The sequence below is a fragment of the Falsihalocynthiibacter sp. CO-5D18 genome (assembly GCF_041205445.1).
Lineage (GTDB): Bacteria > Pseudomonadota > Alphaproteobacteria > Rhodobacterales > Rhodobacteraceae > Falsihalocynthiibacter > Falsihalocynthiibacter arcticus.
Window position 1 is genome coordinate 144,682 of the sequence record NZ_JBGFCF010000005.1, and the last position, 19,020, is coordinate 163,701.

The 19,020-nt window shown below is 54.5% G+C and carries 16 protein-coding genes; 8 read left to right on the forward strand and 8 right to left on the reverse strand.

From position 1 onward, the window contains the following. The first annotated feature begins 1 nt into the window (after position 1). The 3 genes from AB9F27_RS08815 to hflX all read left to right on the forward strand — a co-directional run bounded on the left by AB9F27_RS08815 (position 2) and on the right by hflX (position 3,177). The gene (locus AB9F27_RS08815) at positions 2-1,519 is read left to right on the forward strand and encodes a potassium transporter TrkG (RefSeq protein WP_335585536.1); all 1,518 of its coding nucleotides are present in this window, start codon (positions 2-4) and stop codon (positions 1,517-1,519) included. A 137-nt stretch (positions 1,520-1,656) separates the two neighbouring features. Then, entirely contained in the window at positions 1,657-1,890 is a 234-nt protein-coding gene (gene hfq, locus AB9F27_RS08820) for an RNA chaperone Hfq (RefSeq protein ID WP_039003554.1), read from the forward strand. Between the two features lie 6 nt (positions 1,891-1,896). Continuing rightward, positions 1,897-3,177, forward strand: a complete 1,281-nt coding sequence (gene hflX / locus AB9F27_RS08825; RefSeq protein ID WP_335585537.1) for a GTPase HflX — start codon at positions 1,897-1,899, stop codon at positions 3,175-3,177. Between the two features lie 34 nt (positions 3,178-3,211). On the opposite strand, the gene AB9F27_RS08830 is transcribed toward hflX, so the two are convergent. Next, complete coding sequence (locus AB9F27_RS08830; protein WP_335585538.1) at positions 3,212-5,692, reverse strand: penicillin acylase family protein; 2,481 nt, start codon at positions 5,690-5,692, stop codon at positions 3,212-3,214. A gap of 82 nt (positions 5,693-5,774) precedes the next feature. Here AB9F27_RS08830 and AB9F27_RS08835 point away from each other — a divergent pair, with 82 nt between their 5' ends. Continuing rightward, positions 5,775-6,680, forward strand: a complete 906-nt coding sequence (locus tag AB9F27_RS08835) for an NAD(P)-dependent oxidoreductase (protein WP_335585539.1) — start codon at positions 5,775-5,777, stop codon at positions 6,678-6,680. A gap of 68 nt (positions 6,681-6,748) precedes the next feature. On the opposite strand, the gene AB9F27_RS08840 is transcribed toward AB9F27_RS08835, so the two are convergent. Both AB9F27_RS08840 and hemB read right to left on the reverse strand, forming a co-directional pair. Next, positions 6,749-7,327 carry a YSC84-related protein gene (locus AB9F27_RS08840; RefSeq protein WP_039003558.1) on the reverse strand — a complete coding sequence of 193 codons (579 nt, stop codon included), beginning with the start codon at positions 7,325-7,327 and terminating at the stop codon, positions 6,749-6,751. A gap of 153 nt (positions 7,328-7,480) precedes the next feature. Beyond that, entirely contained in the window at positions 7,481-8,482 is a 1,002-nt protein-coding gene (hemB, locus tag AB9F27_RS08845; protein WP_335585540.1) for a porphobilinogen synthase, read from the reverse strand. Positions 8,483-8,617: 135 nt separating this feature from the next. Between hemB and AB9F27_RS08850 the strand changes: the two genes are divergently transcribed. Then, positions 8,618-9,145 (forward strand): component of SufBCD complex, encoded by a 528-nt coding sequence (locus AB9F27_RS08850; protein WP_335585541.1) that lies wholly within the window; start codon positions 8,618-8,620, stop codon positions 9,143-9,145. A 17-nt stretch (positions 9,146-9,162) separates the two neighbouring features. Next, on the forward strand, positions 9,163-12,654 hold the full coding sequence (gene mfd / locus AB9F27_RS08855) for a transcription-repair coupling factor (RefSeq protein WP_369757656.1): 3,492 nt from the start codon (positions 9,163-9,165) through the stop codon (positions 12,652-12,654). Between the two features lie 90 nt (positions 12,655-12,744). Here the strand turns inward: mfd and AB9F27_RS08860 are convergent, their stop codons facing one another. Beyond that, positions 12,745-13,281, reverse strand: a complete 537-nt coding sequence (locus tag AB9F27_RS08860; RefSeq protein ID WP_335585543.1) for a peroxiredoxin-like family protein — start codon at positions 13,279-13,281, stop codon at positions 12,745-12,747. A gap of 86 nt (positions 13,282-13,367) precedes the next feature. On the opposite strand from AB9F27_RS08860, the gene AB9F27_RS08865 reads away from it, so the two are divergent. Further along, positions 13,368-14,072 (forward strand): AraC family transcriptional regulator, encoded by a 705-nt coding sequence (locus AB9F27_RS08865; protein ID WP_335585544.1) that lies wholly within the window; start codon positions 13,368-13,370, stop codon positions 14,070-14,072. Here the strand turns inward: AB9F27_RS08865 and AB9F27_RS08870 are convergent. Together AB9F27_RS08870 and AB9F27_RS08875 are read right to left on the reverse strand one after the other, a co-directional pair. Next, positions 14,069-15,268 carry an MFS transporter gene (locus AB9F27_RS08870; RefSeq protein WP_335585545.1) on the reverse strand — a complete coding sequence of 400 codons (1,200 nt, stop codon included), beginning with the start codon at positions 15,266-15,268 and terminating at the stop codon, positions 14,069-14,071. The two genes, AB9F27_RS08865 and AB9F27_RS08870, sit on opposite strands and share 4 nt — an antisense overlap. Before the next feature lie 87 nt (positions 15,269-15,355). Beyond that, on the reverse strand, positions 15,356-16,006 hold the full coding sequence (locus AB9F27_RS08875) for a DsbA family oxidoreductase (RefSeq protein WP_335585546.1): 651 nt from the start codon (positions 16,004-16,006) through the stop codon (positions 15,356-15,358). A 214-nt stretch (positions 16,007-16,220) separates the two neighbouring features. Between AB9F27_RS08875 and AB9F27_RS08880 the strand changes: the two genes are divergently transcribed. Beyond that, the gene (locus tag AB9F27_RS08880; RefSeq protein WP_335585547.1) at positions 16,221-16,841 is read left to right on the forward strand and encodes an XRE family transcriptional regulator; all 621 of its coding nucleotides are present in this window, start codon (positions 16,221-16,223) and stop codon (positions 16,839-16,841) included. A 60-nt stretch (positions 16,842-16,901) separates the two neighbouring features. Here the strand turns inward: AB9F27_RS08880 and AB9F27_RS08885 are convergent, their stop codons facing one another. Together AB9F27_RS08885 and AB9F27_RS08890 are read right to left on the reverse strand one after the other, a co-directional pair. Continuing rightward, a complete protein-coding gene (locus AB9F27_RS08885; protein WP_062628328.1) occupies positions 16,902-17,015 on the reverse strand; it encodes a hypothetical protein in 114 nt (37 codons plus the stop codon). Continuing rightward, positions 17,012-18,832: an extracellular solute-binding protein gene (locus AB9F27_RS08890; protein ID WP_335585548.1), complete on the reverse strand. Its 1,821-nt coding sequence runs from the start codon at positions 18,830-18,832 to the stop codon at positions 17,012-17,014. The genes AB9F27_RS08885 and AB9F27_RS08890 overlap by 4 nt, the downstream gene beginning before the upstream one ends. Between the last annotated feature and the right edge of the window lie 188 nt (positions 18,833-19,020).

The following is a 19,020-nucleotide window of genomic DNA, read 5'->3' on the forward strand; positions in this document are numbered from 1 at the left end:
CATGTTAGCCCGTATCCTTGGCCTGCCGTTGTTTGTGATCCTGATGGGGATCGGATCGGTGGCGATGTTTTTGCCCGCGCTTCACGCAGGAGCAACGCGTGATTTTCAAACGGCGAGGGTCTTCTTTTACGGCGGGTTGTTGTTCCTGATTTTCACGTTGATTATCGCGCTGGCAACCGCAAATTATAAGCCGCGTAATGAGACGGGCTCCCATCTCCTGTCGCTTTTTGTGTGTTTTGTGCTGCTGCCGATGATGCTCGCGGTGCCCTTTCATCAAACAGTAACAACATCGACGTTTGGCGAAGCGTATTTCGAGATGGTTTCGTCAATAACGACGACGGGCGCGACGCAATATGCCGACCCAGCGCAACTGCCCCGTTCTGTGCATTTATGGCGGGCTTTGGTGGCGTGGCTGGGTGGGTTTTTCGTTTGGGTAAGTGCCGTGGCCATCCTTGCGCCGTTGAATCTCGGCGGATTTGAGGTCTTGGCTGAGGGGCGGCACGGAACGGGATCGAGCCTGTCCCAGATCTCCCGCGTTGCCGGTGGGTCCGTGCGTTTGCAACGTGCGGCCCTTCGACTCCTCCCGATTTATAGCGGGTTAACGGCGGTATTTTGGGTCTTTTTAATTATCGCGGGTGACCGACCATTTGGGGCGCTTATTCACTCAATGTCGACCTTTGCAACCAGCGGGATTTCGGCCACGGGCGGTATGCAAAACAACTCATCCGCGGGGTTTGGCGAATTTGTCGTCCTGATTGGCATGTGTTTTGCCCTGTCACGCCTGACTTTTTCGTCTGATATGAAGGCCCGTAGCATCAAGGTTCTTAAAACTGATCCTGAAATCCGCATCGCGACCTTTCTTATTATGGCGGTACCGTCGCTGATTTTTATGCGCCATTGGTTTGGTGCCCTCGAAGAACAATCGGTTGAGGATGCGCGCCAAGCACTTTCGGCCCTTTGGGGGAGTATCTTTACGACAGTTTCTTTCCTTTCGACCACAGGTTTTGAGAGCGCCTCTTGGACGCAAGCGAGCCGGTGGTCGGGTCTCGCGACACCAGGGCTTATTCCACTTGGCTTGGCGATGGTTGGTGGCGGTGTGGCCACCACGGCGGGCGGAGTGAAGTTGTTGCGGATTTATGCGCTTTATAAAAACGGGCAGCGCGAAATTGAACGGATTATCCATCCCACAAGTGTCGCGGGATCGGGGCCTGCGGTGCGCCATTTACGGCGGCGTGGGGCTTATGTTGCGTGGATTTTCTTCATGCTGTTTGCCCTCTCGGTGTCCTTCGTGATGCTGCTCTTGGCCTATAACGGTGTTGGTTTCGACAATGCGCTGATTTTGACAATCGCGGCGCTAACGACAACTGGACCCTTGGCAAATGTCGTGACGGAAACACCGATTTCTTATGCGACCTTGTCACCCACGGTAAAGCTGGTTTTAGGGGCGGCAATGGTGGTGGGACGGCTCGAAACCCTTGCCGTTATCGCGCTTTTAAACCCCGACACATGGCGTCGATAGCGGCAAAATTACCATTTCATAAATTTTGATGCTTTTTTTGCACTAGAAACTATACGCATGGATAGTCATACTGACAGATAAGACCGAAACAGCCTTTAGTGCTGGCATATAAAAACAAGAAAAAAGGCTATAAAACAATGGCTGCCGACAAACAGAATTTACAAGACGCCTTTCTGAATCATGTTCGCAAGACAAAGGTTCCAGTTACTATTTTCCTCATTAACGGTGTGAAACTTCAGGGTGTTATCACTTGGTTTGACAATTTCTGCGTGCTTTTGCGTCGCGATGGTCAATCTCAGCTGGTGTATAAACACGCGATTTCAACAATCATGCCGTCTCAGCCGATCAGCCTTTACGACGGCGAAGAATAGGCAAAAATGGGCGAAGAAATTCCCGAGAAGTCCGTAACGCCGGTTTGGGTGCTGCATCCTGATTTGCGTAACGACCGCTTTCGCCGTGATCCAGAATTCGCTTTGCAAGAGGCGGTTTCTCTCGCTGAGGCGATGCCCGAAACCGATGTTGTCGGAGCGACAATTGTACCCGTTCCCAAGATTCGGGCTGGGTGGTTGTTTGGCAAAGGCAAAACCGAAGAGCTTAAACAACAGTTTTTGGAAACCCATGTTGATCTCGTCATCATTGACGGTACGTTAACGCCCGTTCAACAGCGCAACCTCGAAGAAGAGTGGAACGTCAAAATCCTCGACCGCACGGGTTTGATCCTTGAGATTTTCTCGGATCGGGCGCGTACCCGTGAGGGTGTGTTGCAGGTTGAAGTGGCGGCATTGTCGTACCAACGCACCCGCCTTGTGCGGGCATGGACCCACCTTGAGCGCCAACGCGGTGGGCTTGGATTTGTGGGCGGACCGGGCGAAACGCAGGTCGAGGCCGACCGTCGTGCTCTTGATGAACGCATCAACAACCTCAAGCGCCAGCTTGAAAAAGTTGTCCGCACCCGCGCCTTGCATCGGCAATCGCGCGCACGCGTACCGTTCCCTGTGGTCGCCTTGGTTGGCTATACCAATGCTGGGAAATCTACGCTTTTCAATCGCTTAACGGGGGCTAATGTCTTTGCGAAGGACATGTTGTTTGCCACACTAGATCCAACCATGCGTTCGGTTGAATTACCGTCCGGCCGAACGATTATCCTCTCGGATACGGTTGGTTTTATTTCCGAACTTCCCACACAATTGGTCGCCTCGTTTCGCGCCACTTTGGAAGAAGTTCTTGAGGCCGATTTGATTTTGCACGTGCGTGATATTTCGCATCCGTTGACCGATCAGCAATCGCGCGATGTGACAACCATCATGACCGATCTTGGCGTGTCTAAGGAGACGCCGTTGATTGAAGTGTGGAACAAAGTCGATCTTTTGGATGACCAAGAACAAGAGGGTATTCTTGCCAAATCCGAGCGCGAAGAGGCAATTTTTGCCACCTCGTCGATTACAGGCCAAGGCATTGAGGCGCTGCTTGATGCGGTGTCCGAAGCTTTGACCGACCCCAAAACGTACCGTGATCTTGTGCTGCCGTATAGCGACGGTAAAAAACGCGCCTGGCTGTTTTCAGAGGGCTTGGTTGAGGCCGAGACCCAAGGCGAAGACGGGTTCCACCTCAAGGTTCACTGGACTGCACGCCAAGAGAAAAACTTCCGCGATATGTAAAAGGCGCGCCATGGATTTGGCGCGACCTTTCACGTTACTTTGGTTCCGGACTCAAGGTTGCAATCCCAACGGAACCCGCACGCGCGAGGGCGGGATCAAGGCTCATCGGGAGGTATTCCCCGCGGCGCCAAAGCTGCCCCATATCATCATAATGGCGACTTAACGGATGGCCCGATTGCCCCGTTGCGATGATGAAAACAGAACTGTCAGGGTCTGCGAAATCATAAACACCGCGATAGCCCGCCCCTTGAACATTGGAAAACGGTTCGTCTTCCGTGCCAGAGGTGAGGCCCATCATAAGGGTGTTATCACCGCCTGAAGTGCTTTGGCGAATATTGACGAACCATTTGAGAATAGGCGTTTTTCCTAGAACCGCATGGTCGTGGGTTGCCTGATGCGCATCCCCCCAACGCAACGACGTCAACGCGGAACCATAGGTCTGGTCTAGCCATAAAAGCGCATCGTCCAAGGCAATCTGCGCGAGGTCCTTGCAATTCTCGGGCTGGGTGGATTGCACGATGTCACACCACGCGCTTGCGCCGTCGGTATCGCGGTACACGCGGTCGATAAACACGGGATTGACGTGGGTGAACTCATAGGCAAGCGGCCCTAGTTCGTCTTGGATTAACCGTTTTTGCAAGGCCCGCATCCACGCCGCATAGATCAGCGGTTCTGGGAGGTGTTCATTCATTTCCCCGTTCCAATTTGCCAAAAGATCGAGCGCGATTTGGCGGCGGCGTTCGATGGTGCCGTCCGGAGCCTGTGCGCCGGAAAACCATAGATCGGCGGCAATCAACGGCAGAATGCGGCGCGCGGTATAGCTCACGGTATCAAGCTGGCCTTCGATGAAACTCTCGCGGGTGTGGACTTCGCGGTTTTGCATCAGCTTTTTCCAACGCTCAATGCGTTCGGTATCCCCCCAGTAAAAACTTATATGATTGGGGAAGGGACGGTCGATAATCTGGTTGTTGGTATTGCCCAAAATACCCCCCGCAGGTTCACGGAATTCGGGGTTGAAACTATAGGGCATGCGCCCTTGCCAACGGTTGTTTTCCAGCCATCCGGGGGCCGGTGTGCGGCCTTGGGTTTGGTGGTTATAGGCGCGACGCGGGGCCGCGCCGAAGGTCTTGAGAGCAATTTCCTTGCCGTCCACCAACGTCACGTTTTGCGCACTGCCGATATAGGTTTCGCCTGCGGCAATGGCCTCGTCGATGGTTTTGGATTTCATCAGCTTCATCAAGGCGCTCACGGAGGTGTCATGCGCTGAAAGCGCGGTCCAACCAAGGGTGGCGACGTGGCCTTGGGGGGTGATTTTCCCGACATTATAGTGGCTTGGCGGTAGGACAGGGCCATTTTCAGTCCAACGCAAAGTCAGGGTGCGCGGCGCGGCGTCCTTCACATGGACGATGGTTTGGCGAATTTCAAAACGTTTGTATCCGGTGGGCGTCAGGTATTCCTCGGAGTCTTCGGGGTTGAGCTGCTCAATAAACAGGTCTTGATCGTCCATGAACGCTGCCGTCAGCCCCCAACCGATGTAGTCCGAGCGCCCAGAGAGGATCACAGGGACGCCCGGAATTGAGGCGCCAATGATGCCGCCCTGTTGCAACTCGATCCGTGCAAGATACCAGATCGATGGCGCGGAAAAGCCCAAATGCGGATCGTTGGCGAGCAGTGTCGCTCCCGCCGCTGAACGCGATGGCGCGGCGGCCCAAGCGTTCGACGCGCCTGCAAAAGCGCGTTTTTTGAACGGCGTAAGGGCCGCGATCATCGGGTCGAGAGGTTCCGCGAATTGCGCATAGATCGGGTATTCAGACTTGGGGAACAGGCTGGTGTATTCTGGCAACGCGTTGATCGGCATGCCCAAGGGATCGGGCAACAGGTCTTTGACCCGCTCTTTGGGGAGGGCCAAAATCGCCCGCGTGCGCAAAATTTCATCTTCAAGCTGGCCTGAAAATTCCAGCGCCATTATTTTCCCAACGGCGATGGAATCCGCGGGAGTCCACGGGGCAATGGCTGTGGGAAACAGGAAAAATTCCGGCGCGCCACGTCCCAACGCCCCCGTATTGATTTGCGCAAGCCAACTGTTGACGCCCCGCGCATAGGCATTGAGCGCCAGCGTAGTTTCGGGATCTTGGTCGCGCACCGAGCGTTTGGCCAAGTCATAGATATCAAGGCGGCGCATCAGGTCGTCGACTTGCAAAGCGCGTTCACCAAAAAGCTCCGACAAGCGGCCTTCAGCGGTGCGGCGCATCAGAACCATTTGCCATAAGCGATCCTGTGCATGGGCGAATCCAAGGCCGAAATAGACGTCCTCGTCGGTTGCGCCAAAAATATGGGGCACACTGGCGTTGTCACGGATAATTTCGACGTCGCCCGTGATGCCGGTCACAACATAATCGGCGTCATATTCGGGAATGGAACGGCTGGCCAAGTAGTAAACGCTGAAAAAAGCCAATGCGATCAAGGTCGCAAGAGCCAGAAATAGACGGGTAAGCCATTTAACAAAGGTCGACATGACGGCTCCAGGTTGACGCGCGGATTGTATACATTAAGGTCTGCCCCAAAGAGACTCGGCATGGAATTCCGATGGGTTTCCAGTGTCTACGCGAAAAAACTTTGGGAGAAAAGCTATGGCGAAAATCACTTTCTTGGGACTAGGCGTTATGGGCTATCCCATGGCAGGACATCTTGCGGCGGCGGGGCATGAGGTAACGGTTTTCAACCGTACAACCGCTAAAGCCGAGGCTTGGGCGAAGGAACACGGTGGCAATTTTGCGCCGACACCCGCGCTTGCAGCCAAAGGCGCGGACTTTGTGATTTCCTGCGTGGGGAATGACGATGATTTACGCGCAGTTTGCACGGGGCCAGACGGGGCGTTTCAATCTATGGCGGAGGGCGCGATTTTCGTTGACCACACCACGGTTTCGGCGGCCGTCACCCGCGAACTTTACGCGATTGCCGCAGAAACCAGCATTGGATTTGTCGATGCGCCCGTGTCCGGCGGCCAAGCAGGTGCCGAAAACGGCGCACTTTCGGTGATGTGTGGGGGCGATCAGGATAAATATGATGCGGCGGAACCCATCGTGCAGGTCTATGCCAAGGTTTGTCGTCGTTTAGGCGAAAACGGGGCAGGGCAATTGACGAAAATGGTCAATCAAATCTGTATCGCAGGGGTCGTTCAAGGGCTTTCCGAGGCGCTGCATTTTGCCGAAAAAGCGGGCCTGGATGGCGAGGCGGTGATCGAGACGATTTCGGCGGGTGCAGCTGGCAGTTGGCAGATGCAGAACCGTTATAAAACCATGTTAGCCGATGAATATGACCACGGGTTTGCCGTTGATTGGATGCGCAAAGACCTTGGTATTTGCCTTGATACGGCGGATGAGAATGGCGCGAGTTTGCCGATGACCGCGCTTGTCGATCAGTTCTACAAAGACGTGCAGAAACTTGGTGGCAATCGTTGGGACACCTCAAGCTTGTTGAAACGTTTGCGCCATATGGGGTGAATTTTTTCCCTTCGGTCATAAAAAAAGGCGGCTCACATGAGCCGCCTTTTTTATTATATCTCAAACCCTTATGGGATGATGCGCGAGTATTTTGATCCTTCGAGCGTCGCGCCCGCCATCAAGCCCGCTTGGCCAAAGACCACGGCGATCACTGGCGCATTGGAGGTTGTTGTCGCAACCGACAGATTGCTGCCTTTGTCATTTACGGCATATTCGATGTCGGCACCTGCGGCCCAACCGCTTGCGCCGCGGAATTTGTTCAACGCAGGTTCGGTCATAAAGAACAACACATAGGCGAGTTGTTGTGCACCAATTTGAAAGCCAACCGAAGCGGATGTCGCAGAATAGTAGTCAACGGTCGCGTCGTTAATGCGCAGCGCGCCTTTGCCAAACGATCCGCCCACGCCCAAGCCCGCTTTGGTCACCACAGGCATTACCAGCATCCCCGTGGATTTCGCGCCAAGGTCGACCGTTCCAGGATACGTTGCGTACATATGACGTACGGTAGCGTCGACTTGTAGGTCCAATACGGCGGCGCCATCGTTGCCCACGCCATTGCCACAGGCCGCTGTCGTTGCCGCAGCAGCACCTGCTGTCAGCAGAAAGCCGCGACGCGAAAGCCGCTCAAAATGCGTTGGTGTTTTCATTTCTTCGTTCCTCAATTGTTGGTCCCAAACACGTGTTGGAAACCATTTTTAGTGTCGGGTCACACCCGATCTTGTTAAAAACTATAGGGGAGTCCCATAATATTGTCATTATATATAGGTATGTGTTGCGAAAAAATGCGAAAACGTGCCGATTTAACGTCCAGCTAAAAGCCGTGCGGCGCGGGGGGCAAAGTAGGTTAGAATGCCGTCACAACCGGCGCGTTTGAAGGCCATAAGGCTTTCGATCATGGCTTTGTCGCCGTCAATCCAGCCGTTTTGCGACGCCGCCATTTGCATCGCGTATTCGCCGGACACTTGATAAGCAAAGGTCGGCACGCCGAATTCGGATTTTACGCGGTGGCAAATATCTAAATACACCATGCCCGGTTTGACCATGACCATATCCGCGCCCTCGGCCAGATCGCGGGCCACAAGGCGCAGGGCTTCGTCGCTGTTAGCGGGATCCATTTGATAAGTGTTTTTGTCGCCTTTAAGGGCGCCAGAAGCGCCAACTGCATCGCGAAACGGGCCATAAAACGCACTGGCGTATTTCGCAGCATAGGACAGGATCGTTACGTTTTGGTGTCCTGCGGCCTCAAGGGCGGTGCGGATTGCGCCGATGCGACCGTCCATCATATCCGACGGGCCCAGAATATCCGCGCCCGCGTCGGCCTGTGCGAGGGCCATTTTCACCAAGGCCTCAACGGTTGCGTCATTGACGATTTCGCCGTCCACAACATAGCCATCATGGCCGTTGATATTATAGGGATCCAAGGCGATATCCGTCATCACAGCGATTTCTGGAACGGCAGATTTTATAGCGCGGATCGCCCGATTGGTCAAGTTGTCCGGATTCCACGCTTCGGCGCAATCCTCGGTTTTCAGAGACGCATCAGTATAGGGGAACAGGCAGATCGCGGAAATACCCAGATCGGCGGCCTCGCGGGCGGCCTCGACGATTAAATCCACCGAAAGGCGCTCAACGCCGGGCATGCTTTCAATTGGTTGGCGCGTATTTTCGCCAGCGACCACAAAAACTGGCCAAATAAAATCGGCGGGCGACAACGTATTTTCCCGCACCAAAGCCCGCAACGCAGGCGATTTTTTCAAGCGGCGCAGGCGCGCGGTCGGGAAAGGGGCAATAATTGTCGGCATTTTTACGTCCTCATGCAATTCATGTCCTTGGTTGGCATGGATTTTCCCGTCACTCAAGGGTAGGAATCAGCGTAAGCCCGATATAATGTCGCAGTTCTTGCCAAATGGCATGCGACTCTGAAGAAGGAATGCCCCTTGGACTTGTACGCCACAGTTCGTGAACTGATTGATTTACGCTCATTTTCAAACCTTTGGTACTGGATTGGCCTCGCTGTGATTTGGTCCTCGGCCAGCCATTGGGTTTTGGGTGTGCCGCTGGATATGATTCAACGGGCGAAGAAACGCGGCGGCGAGGCGATGGATGATCTTCAGGCCCTCACGCGGATTAGTTGCAATCGCATCCTGTATATCTCCTCGGTGTCCGGACTTTGGCTCCTTGGATTTAGCTGTTTTGTGCTCACAGGCCTTGCCATGTTGGGTTTCTACTACAATGTCGAATTCGCCCAAGCGGTGTTCCTTTTGCTGTTCCCTATGTCGATCGTCGGACTTATTTCGATTTCGACAGCGCGCCTTATTGACGAAAAAAAACCAGAGGGCCTCGCCCTTGTGAAGCAATTGATGCGTCACCGTATTTATGTACAGCTCCTCGGCGTTCTCTCTATCTTTACGACCGCAATGTGGGGCATGGCCCAGAACATGAACTACAGCGTTTTGTTCAACTAATTATAAAATAACCCCTCATGGGGTCGGAGAACGATGTGGCCATTTCAACGCCCAAGCACATAACCCAAAGCGGGGCGCCAGAAGGCTATGACGCGCATCTTTTGTTGGCGGAATTGGCCAAATCCAACGGCGCGGTTATCCATGTGGCACGCGATGCAAAGCGGCTTGCGGCGCTAAAGGCAGCGCTTGCTTTTTTTGCGCCTGACACAGCGGTTTTGAGCTTTCCCGCGTGGGATTGTTTGCCGTTTGATCGTATGTCGCCCAACGCCGATACCTCGGCGGCGCGGATGGCGGTTTTGGCCGCCCTTGTGCATAACATGCCTAAACGCTTTATCCTTTTGACAACGCTTTCTGCGGCCACGCAATTTGTCCCTGCGCGTGATATTTTACGCAAAGCGGCGTTTTCGGCACAGGTTGGCGAGCGCATCAATATCGACCAGTTACGAGCGTTTCTGGTGCGGATGGGCTTCACCCAAGCGCCAACCGTTACTGAACCCGGCGATTATGCGGTGCGCGGTGGCATTATCGACATCTTTCCTCCGGGCGATACTGGCCCCATTCGGATGGATTTCTTTGGTGATACGCTAGACGGTTTGCGCCGTTTTGATGCAGAAACCCAGCGCACCACAGACACCATCAAAAACATCGAACTCGCTCCCGTTTCCGAAGTTATTCTGGACGACGCCGCGATCACCAGTTTTCGCCAGAATTACCGAACAGAATTTGGCGCGGCGGGCACCGATGACCCGCTTTATGAGGCGGTTTCCGCAGGGCGTAAACATCAAGGTGTCGAGCATTGGTTGCCGTTCTTTTACGAACGTCTTGAGACCCTTTTTGATTATATTCCAACAGCTTCTGTGGTGCTTGACGATCAAGTTGGTCCGGCGCGTTTGGCACGTTGGGACGGGATCGTAGATCAATATGAAACGCGCCGCCTCGCGATGTCCGCAAAAATGCGGCTCGATAGTGTGTACAAGCCTTGTCCGCCCGAAAAGCTCTATCTCGATGATGTGGTTTGGGGCAAAGCTGTAGAGAACCACCGCGTTGTCACCCTCGCGATCCTGCCGCAATCCACAGGCCACGGCGTCGTGGATGCGGGGGGTCGTATCGGGCGCAATTTCAGCCCCGAACGTCAACTCGAAAACGCAAACCTGTTCGAAGCACTCGGCCAACATATCAACGAACGCCGCAAGTCCGATCAAGTTGTTGTCGCCAGTTTCTCGGAAGGGGCGCGCGAACGACTAGAGGGGTTGATTGCGGATGAGGGTGTTGAAGGCGCGCAACTGATCAAGGATTTCCGCGATATTCCGGACGGCAAAGGCGGTGTATTTCTGGCAGTTTGGCCGCTGGAACAGGGTTTTTACGCCGAAGGATTGACGGTTATTTCCGAGCAGGACGTGCTGGGCGACCGCCTGATCCGCTCCACCAAACGCCGTCGCCGCGCCGATAATTTCCTGACCGAAACCCAAAGCCTCTCCGCTGGCGACCTTGTTGTCCACGTCGATCACGGGGTTGGGCGCTTCACAGGGCTTGAGACAATCACCGCGATGGGTGCACCCCATGAGTGTTTGCTGTTGGAGTACGCGGGTGGCGATCGTCTGTACTTACCCGTTGAAAATATTGAGCTTTTAAGTCGCTACGGCCATGACGAAGGCATGCTCGACAAGCTTGGTGGCGGCGCGTGGCAGGCCAAGAAAGCCAAACTCAAAGAGCGTATTCGCGCGGTTGCCGAGAAACTTATCCGCATTGCCGCCGAACGCGCCCTACGCCGCGCCCCCATCATGTCGCCGCCCGAAGGTATGTGGGACGCCTTCGCCGCACGCTTCCCCTATACCGAAACCGACGATCAATTGTCGGCCATCCACGACACGTTAGACGACATGGAAAGTGGCCGCCCGATGGACCGTCTGATTTGCGGCGACGTGGGCTTTGGCAAAACCGAAGTTGCAATGCGTGCGGCCTTTGTTGCGGCGATGTCCGGCGCCCAAGTTGCCGTTATTGCGCCCACCACTTTGCTCGCGCGCCAACACTACAAAAGCTTCGCCGAACGCTTCCGTGGCTTCCCGATTGAAGTGCACCAGTTGAGCCGATTTGTCGGCGCAAAAGAAGCCCACAACACCCGCGAATCCATCAAGCGTGGCACCGCCGATATCGTCATCGGCACCCATGCGTTACTCGCTAAAACCGTTCGTTTTCAGAACCTTGGCTTGTTGGTGATTGATGAAGAACAACGTTTCGGCGTCAGCCACAAAGAGCGCCTCAAAGAGATGCGCACCGATATTCACGTGCTCACCCTCACAGCCACGCCCATTCCGCGCACCCTGCAAATGAGCCTTTCTGGCGTGCGGGATTTGTCGATCATCGGCACCCCGCCCGTCGACCGCTTGGCGATTCATACCTATGTCAGCGAGTTTGACAGTGTCACAATTCGCGAAGGTTTTCTGCGCGAACACTATCGCGGTGGCCAGAGTTTTTACGTGGTTCCGCGTATTGCGGACCTGCCCGAAGTCGAGGATTTCTTGCGCACGCAATTGCCCGAAGTCAGCTATGTTGTGGCCCACGGCCAAATGGCAGCCGGCGAGCTTGATGACCGGATGAATGCGTTTTACGACGGGAAATATGATGTGCTCGTCGCGACCACGATTGTCGAAAGCGGCTTGGATATTCCAACGGCCAACACGTTGGTCGTGCATCGCGCCGATATGTTCGGGTTGGCGCAATTGTATCAAATCCGTGGCCGTGTGGGTCGCAGCAAAACCCGTGCCTATGCCTATCTCACCACCAAACCGCGTATGCCCCTGACGCCAACAGCCGAGAAAAGGTTGAGGGTTTTGGGAAGTCTCGACAGTTTGGGCGCGGGCTTCACGCTGGCGAGCCAAGATCTGGACATTCGCGGCGCGGGCAACCTGTTGGGCGAGGCCCAGTCGGGACATGTGCGCGAAGTCGGGTTCGAACTGTACCAAGCGATGTTAGAGGAAGCGATTGCCAATATTCGATCGGGTGCAGGCGAGGGGCTTTCGGATGACAACGATCAATGGGCGCCACAGATCAACCTTGGCGTTCCGGTTCTAATTCCCGAAACCTACGTGCCCGATTTGGATGTGCGTTTGGGTCTGTACCGTCGCCTGTCTGGTCTCACGTTGAAGGTTGAGCTTGAAGGCTTCGCCGCCGAACTCATTGATAGATTTGGGAAATTACCACGCGAAGTAAATACGCTGTTGCTGGTGGTGCGGATCAAAGCCATGTGCAAACGGGCAGGGATCGCCAAGCTGGATGCAGGGCCTAAAGGCGTGACTATCCAATTCCATAACGATAAATTTGCCTCGCCCCAAGGTCTGGTGGAGTTCATATCGGATCAAAAAGGGAATGCCAAAGTGCGCGACAACAAGATCGTTGTGCAACGTGAATGGGCCAATGAAAACGATAAAATTCGTGGCGCCTTTGGGGTTGCAAAAGACCTCGCGGAGAAACTCATCGCCGAGAAAAAGCGGACCAAACCAAAAAGCTAGTCGTGCGCCTTGCCCCTACCGAGCGGAGCGAGGCTTGGCCCAACGGGGGCCAAGCATCTTGATGCGTCGCGCACTCGGCGGGAGCCGTTTTTAGACTGCGCCGGTGTATTCACCGCGCGCTGGATAGCTTTTATCAATCGCGAAATCGACGGCCGCAAGAAGTTCGGAAAAATGCGGACGGGTGAAGGGCATGGACTGCACGGCCAGATAGAACAGGGAGCCGTCCTTGTTGACGAGGAACAACCCTGGTTCTGAAAATAGGGCTGGTTCTTCGATGCCGATGGAGGTTTTTCCGCGCGACGTCGAGATATACAGGCCCCAATCGCGGGCTTCTTGCAGCGGCAAGTCGGAAGCCACGCGCAACGTATCTGCGCTGATTTTTTCTACCATCGACGTGCTGCGCTCCAGCCCATCTGACGAAACTGCGACGGTTTTCACACCACGTTTTGCGAACTCGGGCGTCAGGCGTTCCAACTCTTTGAGGTAGGTCGCGCAAACGGGGCAATGAAGGCCGCGAAAGAAGCAAATCACGGTCCCAAGGTCTGCGCCGTCAGTGGCAAGGTCGAACGTGCCGCCACCAACGAGGGGAAGCGTAAGGTTTGGGGTTTTTTGGCGAGGTATAAGCATTTTGGTTCCTTTGAAAAGCTTGACCTCTTTCTTATACAGGAGTTAATGTCGGATAAATCTCTTTTACCCGATCAGGAATCCTGACTTTGGACAAACTTGCAGCCCTCATCCAAACTTTACAGATCTCGCGGGTACAGCCTCATTTCAACGAGGATGCGGATTTTCACGTCATGAAGGCTGCGGATGGGTTTGTTTTGAAATCGGGTGCAAATCCGTCCTTACCCGTTGCGGCCAGTATCGTTTTGCGCGGGCGCGGGGCCGTGGCCCCCTTGATGGCCTCGGTTGGGTGCTTTGAAATGCACATTCCAAATGACCACGCGCTTCATCCGCTGGTCGCGTTGTTTGTCGGGGAAATCTCTGCGCCCAGATGTGGTCAAGACAGCCTGTTGGCGGGCTATGCACAGGTCCTAATCGTGCATTTCCTGCGTGCGGCACTAGAGACGGGAACCGTGGATAAAGGGGTCTGGGCGGCCCTGTCGGACGCGCGGTTGTCACGAGCTTTGACACAGGTGCATCTCCGCCCAGGGCATGCATGGAGCACGGAGGATTTGGCGCAAGAGGCCGGCATGTCGAGATCGGTTTTTATGGCGCAATTTCGGGAGGTTATGGGCGAAGCACCGATCACCTATCTGCGCAGTTTTCGCATTGCGCGCGCCCGAGAAGCGCTAGAGGAGGGCGGGCGCATAGCGGTGGTCGCCCGCACCTTTGGTTATAGTTCTAGCGATGCGTTTTCGCGGGCTTTTCGGCGCAGCCAAGGGATTGCACCTTCGGAGCTACGCCGCGGACCCTAAGCTTCGACGGATGGACGTGGCCCAAGGTAGATCATCAATCCCAACCCCGCCAAACCGCACAAGAAAGACCCAATGGTGAGGGCAAAGGCGGTTCCGTCGAAGTTCTGAGTGATCGGAATCGCAAGCACCACTCCGAGAACCGTCGAGATCCCCGCCGTAATCGACGAAGCCATCCCCGCGATATGGCCCATCGGTTCAAGCGCGAGGGCGGTAAGGTTCCCCATGCAAAATCCGAGCACGAGGAAATTGACGGTGACAAGCCCAAGATACATCCAAAACGGCATGGCAAAAAACACGATCATGGCGAGGAAAATACTCATCATGATGACGTGGCACGTAAGGGCCGAGGTGATCAGTTTACGCATCCCCAGACGGACCACCAATTTCGCATTAACGACGTTCGATATACCCGCAATCACTGCGATACCGGCGAAATAATAGGGAAAGCTCTCGCCCCGACTATAGGCCATTTCAAAGGTTGGCTGGATGGAGGAAATCGTTGAGAAAAGGAACGTGATCACAAGGGTTTGGACAAACATTGAGATCATAACGATGCGGTTTTTGCAAAGTTCCACAACCGCCGAAAAATAGGATTTCAGCGACAAGGGCCGTTTGTTTTCTGGCGCGAGGGTCTCTGCCTGACGCAGCAAAAGCCACATTCCTCCGACGAAGGAAACAAGGGCAAAAGCGGCGAAAACAGCGCGCCAGCCAAAGGTGAAAATGATCGCTTGACCGATCATCGGGGCGATGGCGGGAACGATCATGAAAATCGTCATCGCAATCGACATCACGCGCGCCATCATGGAGCCTTGATACAGGTCCCGCACCATGGCGAGGGCAGCGATCCGTGGTCCAGAGGCACCAACACCCTGCAGAAAACGCGCCGCGAGAAGCACTTCCAAGGACTGCGACCAATAGGAAATCAACGCACCAAGGAGGTAAATTCCGACCCCAAGCAGGATCACCGTTTTACGGCCAAACGCATCAGAAAGCGCGCCTGCGAAAAACGTCCCGCTGCCCATGCCCAGTACAAAAACAAGGACAACCAGCATGATCCGATTTGGCGCATCGGGGGTCAATTCGAGCCCCATCATCGGCAAACCGGGCAGCATGGCGTCAATCGAAAACGCGATCATGGCAAAGAGCATGGCCACAAGGGACACAAATTCGGGGAGGGCAAGGCGTTTGGAAGCCATGGTGTGTGCTTTCTGAAGGGGTAATCAGCAGGGAGCTAATTTAATAGGAATGCTTCTCGCGCTGGCGTGCGCGAGAAGCTGAAAATACTAGTCTTTGTCCTCTTGGGCGGACTGTGCGTTGATGTCGGCGATGACCTTGGCCCAAACCTCTGGCGGTTGCGCTCCGGGAACGGCGTGTTGCCCTGCTACAATAAAGCAAGGCACGCCCGTGACGCCCATTTCGCGGCTGTGTTTGTCGCGGTCTTGGATGTCTTGGATGTCTTGATCGCCCTCTAACAAGCGGCGCACAACGGCGGCATCCATGCCAACGGAATCCGCGATATCCGCGAGGACATCCGTGTCGCCAATATTGCGGCCGTCAACGAAATACGCCTTAAAAAGCGCAGAAATTACGGCGATTTGACGATCTTCAAGACCAGCCCAGTGAATAAGACGGTGCGCGTTGATGGTATTGGGTGTCGTTTTGATGCTCTCAAGATTAAGCGTCAAGCCAGCCGCTTCGGCGGCTTTTACAAGCGGCGCATAGGCCGTTACCGCGCCTTCTTTACCGCCGAATTTACCCTCTAGATACGCACGCCGATCCATGCCCTCAAGCGGCATATCCGGATTGAGCTGATATGGGTGCCATTCGATGGAAAACGGATGATTTGGGTTTTCAGTTAATGCGCGGTCGAGGTTAGCTTTGCCGACATAGCACCAAGGGCAAATAGGGTCGGAAATAATATCAAGACGGACCATGTGGCCTCCCTAGGATCGGATTTTTGGGGTTTCGGAAGGCGCAAAACATCTGTTCGGCCAGAAATATATCGGCGCAAAATACCAGAGGGTGCCCCAAAGTAAACCGTTGAGTTTGAAAATTACACGGTTGCACAGGGATTGTGCAAATATCCACAGAAGTTGGCAGGTGTGGCGATGGCTTGCGCGTGCGGATTGGCCTGTATAATAGGTGGCTATGGACCCAAACCAAACAAGCATCGTGCGCATTGCTCGCGAAAATGGCGAAGAAGCGCTCGGTGAGCCGCTTAACCTTGGCAATCGAGTGCGCGAGTTGCGCAAATCCCGCAATTGGACGCTGGAGCAAGCGGCCAAACAAGCAGGCCTTGCGCGTTCGACCCTTTCGAAAATCGAAAACGGGCAAATGTCGCCAACCTATGAGGCGCTCAAAAAACTGGCAGAAGGTTTGGAGATTTCGGTGCCGCAGCTGTTTACCGCCCCTTCAAAGGCGCAAGTGAACGGGCGGATGTCGGTAACAAAAGCGGGCAGTGGCGAGGCGCATTTGACCGCTACATATGAGCATGAACTGCTCGCGGGAACCCTGACCCAGAAGAAAATGCTGCCCTATCGTGCCCAAATCCGCGCCCGCAGTATCGAGGAATTTGACGGCTGGGTGCGCCATGATGGCGAGGAGTTTCTCTATGTGATTACGGGGGTGGTGAAGCTCTATACCGAGTTTTACGAACCTGTTGAATTACGTCGCGGAGACAGTGCGTATTACGACGGAACAATGGGCCATAATGTAATTTCGGTCTCGCCGGAGGACGCCGCCATCCTTTGGGTCACCTCGCTCACTTAACCCTCCACACAACAAAAAAGGCAGCCCGAAGGCCGCCTCTTGTCGTTCATCTCTAAACGTTTACAGGTTGCTGACTTTGCGCGCACCCGTAGAGATATCTTGGCCGACGCCGTCAACCGTTGCGCAGGCGGCCAAACTTGCACAGGCCGCGATGATAAATAGGAACTTAGTCATTTTGTCTCCTCTGACCACCACACATCCGGGTGATACATAATCCAGTCGCCATAGATTGGCACATGCTCTGGATACTTGAGGCTGCTGTCATGGGCAATACGTGCGATGTTAGAATACGCAAATGGAATGACATAGCGGCCAGAAATCAACACGCGATCCAAGGCGCGCACGGCGGCTTTGAACTCATCCTGAGACTCGGCGGTGAGCATCACATCAATCATCGCTTCGGCGGCGGGTTCATTCATTCCCATCCAGTTGCGGGTGCCGGGGTTTTCAATGCCTTCGTGGCCCCAATACAACATTTGCTCGTTACCAGGAGAGAGCGACAGGCCAACTTGGTAATAGGCCATTTCAAAATCATAGACCTGTGTGCGTTCCTTAAGTTGCGGCGAGTCTATGCGGGTAAGCGTGGCGTCAATCCCCAGTGGAATAAGGGATTCTACGAACATATTGCCCATGCGAAGGTTCTCGTCCGCGCCTGTATTCACAAGGATTTCAAACGCAAAGGGGGTGCCTTCGGCGTTTTGCATCACATGGTCTTTGATCTCCCAACCCGCCTCTTTAAACAGGGCCACGGCACGACGAATGCCTTTGCGATTGGTGAGCGTGCCGTCAGAAACGGGCAGGGTATAGCCCTCCAGCGTTCCGGGTTTGAGGGTGTCGGCAAAAGGCGCGAGCAATTCGGCAACCCGCCCTTCTGCAGGGCCTGCAAGCATGCCCAAAGGCGAGTTCGAAAAATACGAAGTGATGCGCGGTAAAGCGCCGCCCGTGATTGTGTCGTTGATCGCTTCGAAATTATAAAGCGAAATCAAGGCCTCGCGCACGCGCCAATCCTCAAACAATGGATTGCGGGTATTCATCACAAAGCCTTCGATCCCTGTGGGCCGCTGGTGTGGAATTTCGGATTTGGTGATGTCGCCACGGGTGACCGCGTCAAAGCCGTATTGGGTGTCCCATTTGGCGGAATTGCCTTCGCGGAAACTCGTTAGCAAGCCGGCTTTGAAAGCCTCAAACATTACCGAACCATCAAGGTAAAATTCCATGCGGATTTCATCAAGGTTGGCTTTGCCCTTCATAAACGGCAGATCCTTGCCCCAGTAATCTGGGTTACGGACCAAGGTGACGTATTTTCCAGCGTCAAAATCGCCGATTTGATAGGGCGCGGTTGTGATCGGGATAATATCAAAGCCGCCTTGGTTGAATTCCTGCCCGTCCCATTGCGCTTTCTTGAGGATCGGCCGCATGCCCATAATTAGGGCCAACTCGCGATCATCGATGTTGAAGGTCAGGCGCACGGTCCGCTCGCCCGTCGCTTCGATTTTGTCGACTTTGCTCCACGCGCCCAAGTATCGAGGATGTCCTATGGTGCCCAATGTCTCATAGGACCAGATCACATCTTCAACCGTAACGGGAGTGCCATCGGCGAATTTTGCTTCGGGGCGCAGGGTGAATTCCACCCAGTCGCGCTCGGGGCTGGTCTCCACTGATTCGGCCAAAAGTCCGTAAAGAGTAAAGGGTTCGTCGTAGGAGCGGCCCATCAGGCTCTCATACGCATAAAATCTTAACATCCACGGAACTTGAGATTTTTGCATGTGCGGGTTGAGGCTGGTGAAGCTGCCACTCTCGCCCAAAACGATCCGTCCGCCCTTGGGCGCGTCGGGGTTCACGTAGGGGAGGGACACAAAATCATGTGGTAGCGCGGGCTCACCATACATGGACAAGCCGTGCTTGGGCTCGGCCTGTGCGACTCCTGCCGCAAGAACGATACCGAGTGCACAGATCGATTGCCTCGTTATTTGGAAAATATCTGGTTTCATTCTGGCAACAATCCCCTTCTGCCCTTTGTTATATGTGGCCGACATTACGCAGGCTTTGTAGGTATTTCAAACTTTTAGCTTGGAAGGCGGCGAAGAATTGCGTATAAAGTACTTACTGCTCGATAGGTTTCTTGCCTGTATGAAACCTGCCTCAATAACTTAACGCCAGCTTCGTGCTGGCGTTTTTT

Coding starts and splice junctions, on each gene's coding strand:
- AB9F27_RS08815 (WP_335585536.1), top strand. CDS start 2: ATGTTAGCCCGTATCCTTGGCCTGCCGTTGTTTGTGATCCTGATGGGG.
- AB9F27_RS08830 (WP_335585538.1), bottom strand. CDS start 5,692: ATGTCGACCTTTGTTAAATGGCTTACCCGTCTATTTCTGGCTCTTGCG.
- mfd (WP_369757656.1), top strand. CDS start 9,163: ATGGGGTCGGAGAACGATGTGGCCATTTCAACGCCCAAGCACATAACC.
- AB9F27_RS08870 (WP_335585545.1), bottom strand. CDS start 15,268: ATGGCTTCCAAACGCCTTGCCCTCCCCGAATTTGTGTCCCTTGTGGCC.
- AB9F27_RS08860 (WP_335585543.1), bottom strand. CDS start 13,281: ATGCTTATACCTCGCCAAAAAACCCCAAACCTTACGCTTCCCCTCGTT.
- hflX (WP_335585537.1), top strand. CDS start 1,897: ATGGGCGAAGAAATTCCCGAGAAGTCCGTAACGCCGGTTTGGGTGCTG.
- AB9F27_RS08885 (WP_062628328.1), bottom strand. CDS start 17,015: ATGACTAAGTTCCTATTTATCATCGCGGCCTGTGCAAGTTTGGCCGCC.
- hemB (WP_335585540.1), bottom strand. CDS start 8,482: ATGCCGACAATTATTGCCCCTTTCCCGACCGCGCGCCTGCGCCGCTTG.
- hfq (WP_039003554.1), top strand. CDS start 1,657: ATGGCTGCCGACAAACAGAATTTACAAGACGCCTTTCTGAATCATGTT.
- AB9F27_RS08890 (WP_335585548.1), bottom strand. CDS start 18,832: ATGAAACCAGATATTTTCCAAATAACGAGGCAATCGATCTGTGCACTC.
- AB9F27_RS08880 (WP_335585547.1), top strand. CDS start 16,221: ATGGACCCAAACCAAACAAGCATCGTGCGCATTGCTCGCGAAAATGGC.
- AB9F27_RS08875 (WP_335585546.1), bottom strand. CDS start 16,006: ATGGTCCGTCTTGATATTATTTCCGACCCTATTTGCCCTTGGTGCTAT.
- AB9F27_RS08840 (WP_039003558.1), bottom strand. CDS start 7,327: ATGAAAACACCAACGCATTTTGAGCGGCTTTCGCGTCGCGGCTTTCTG.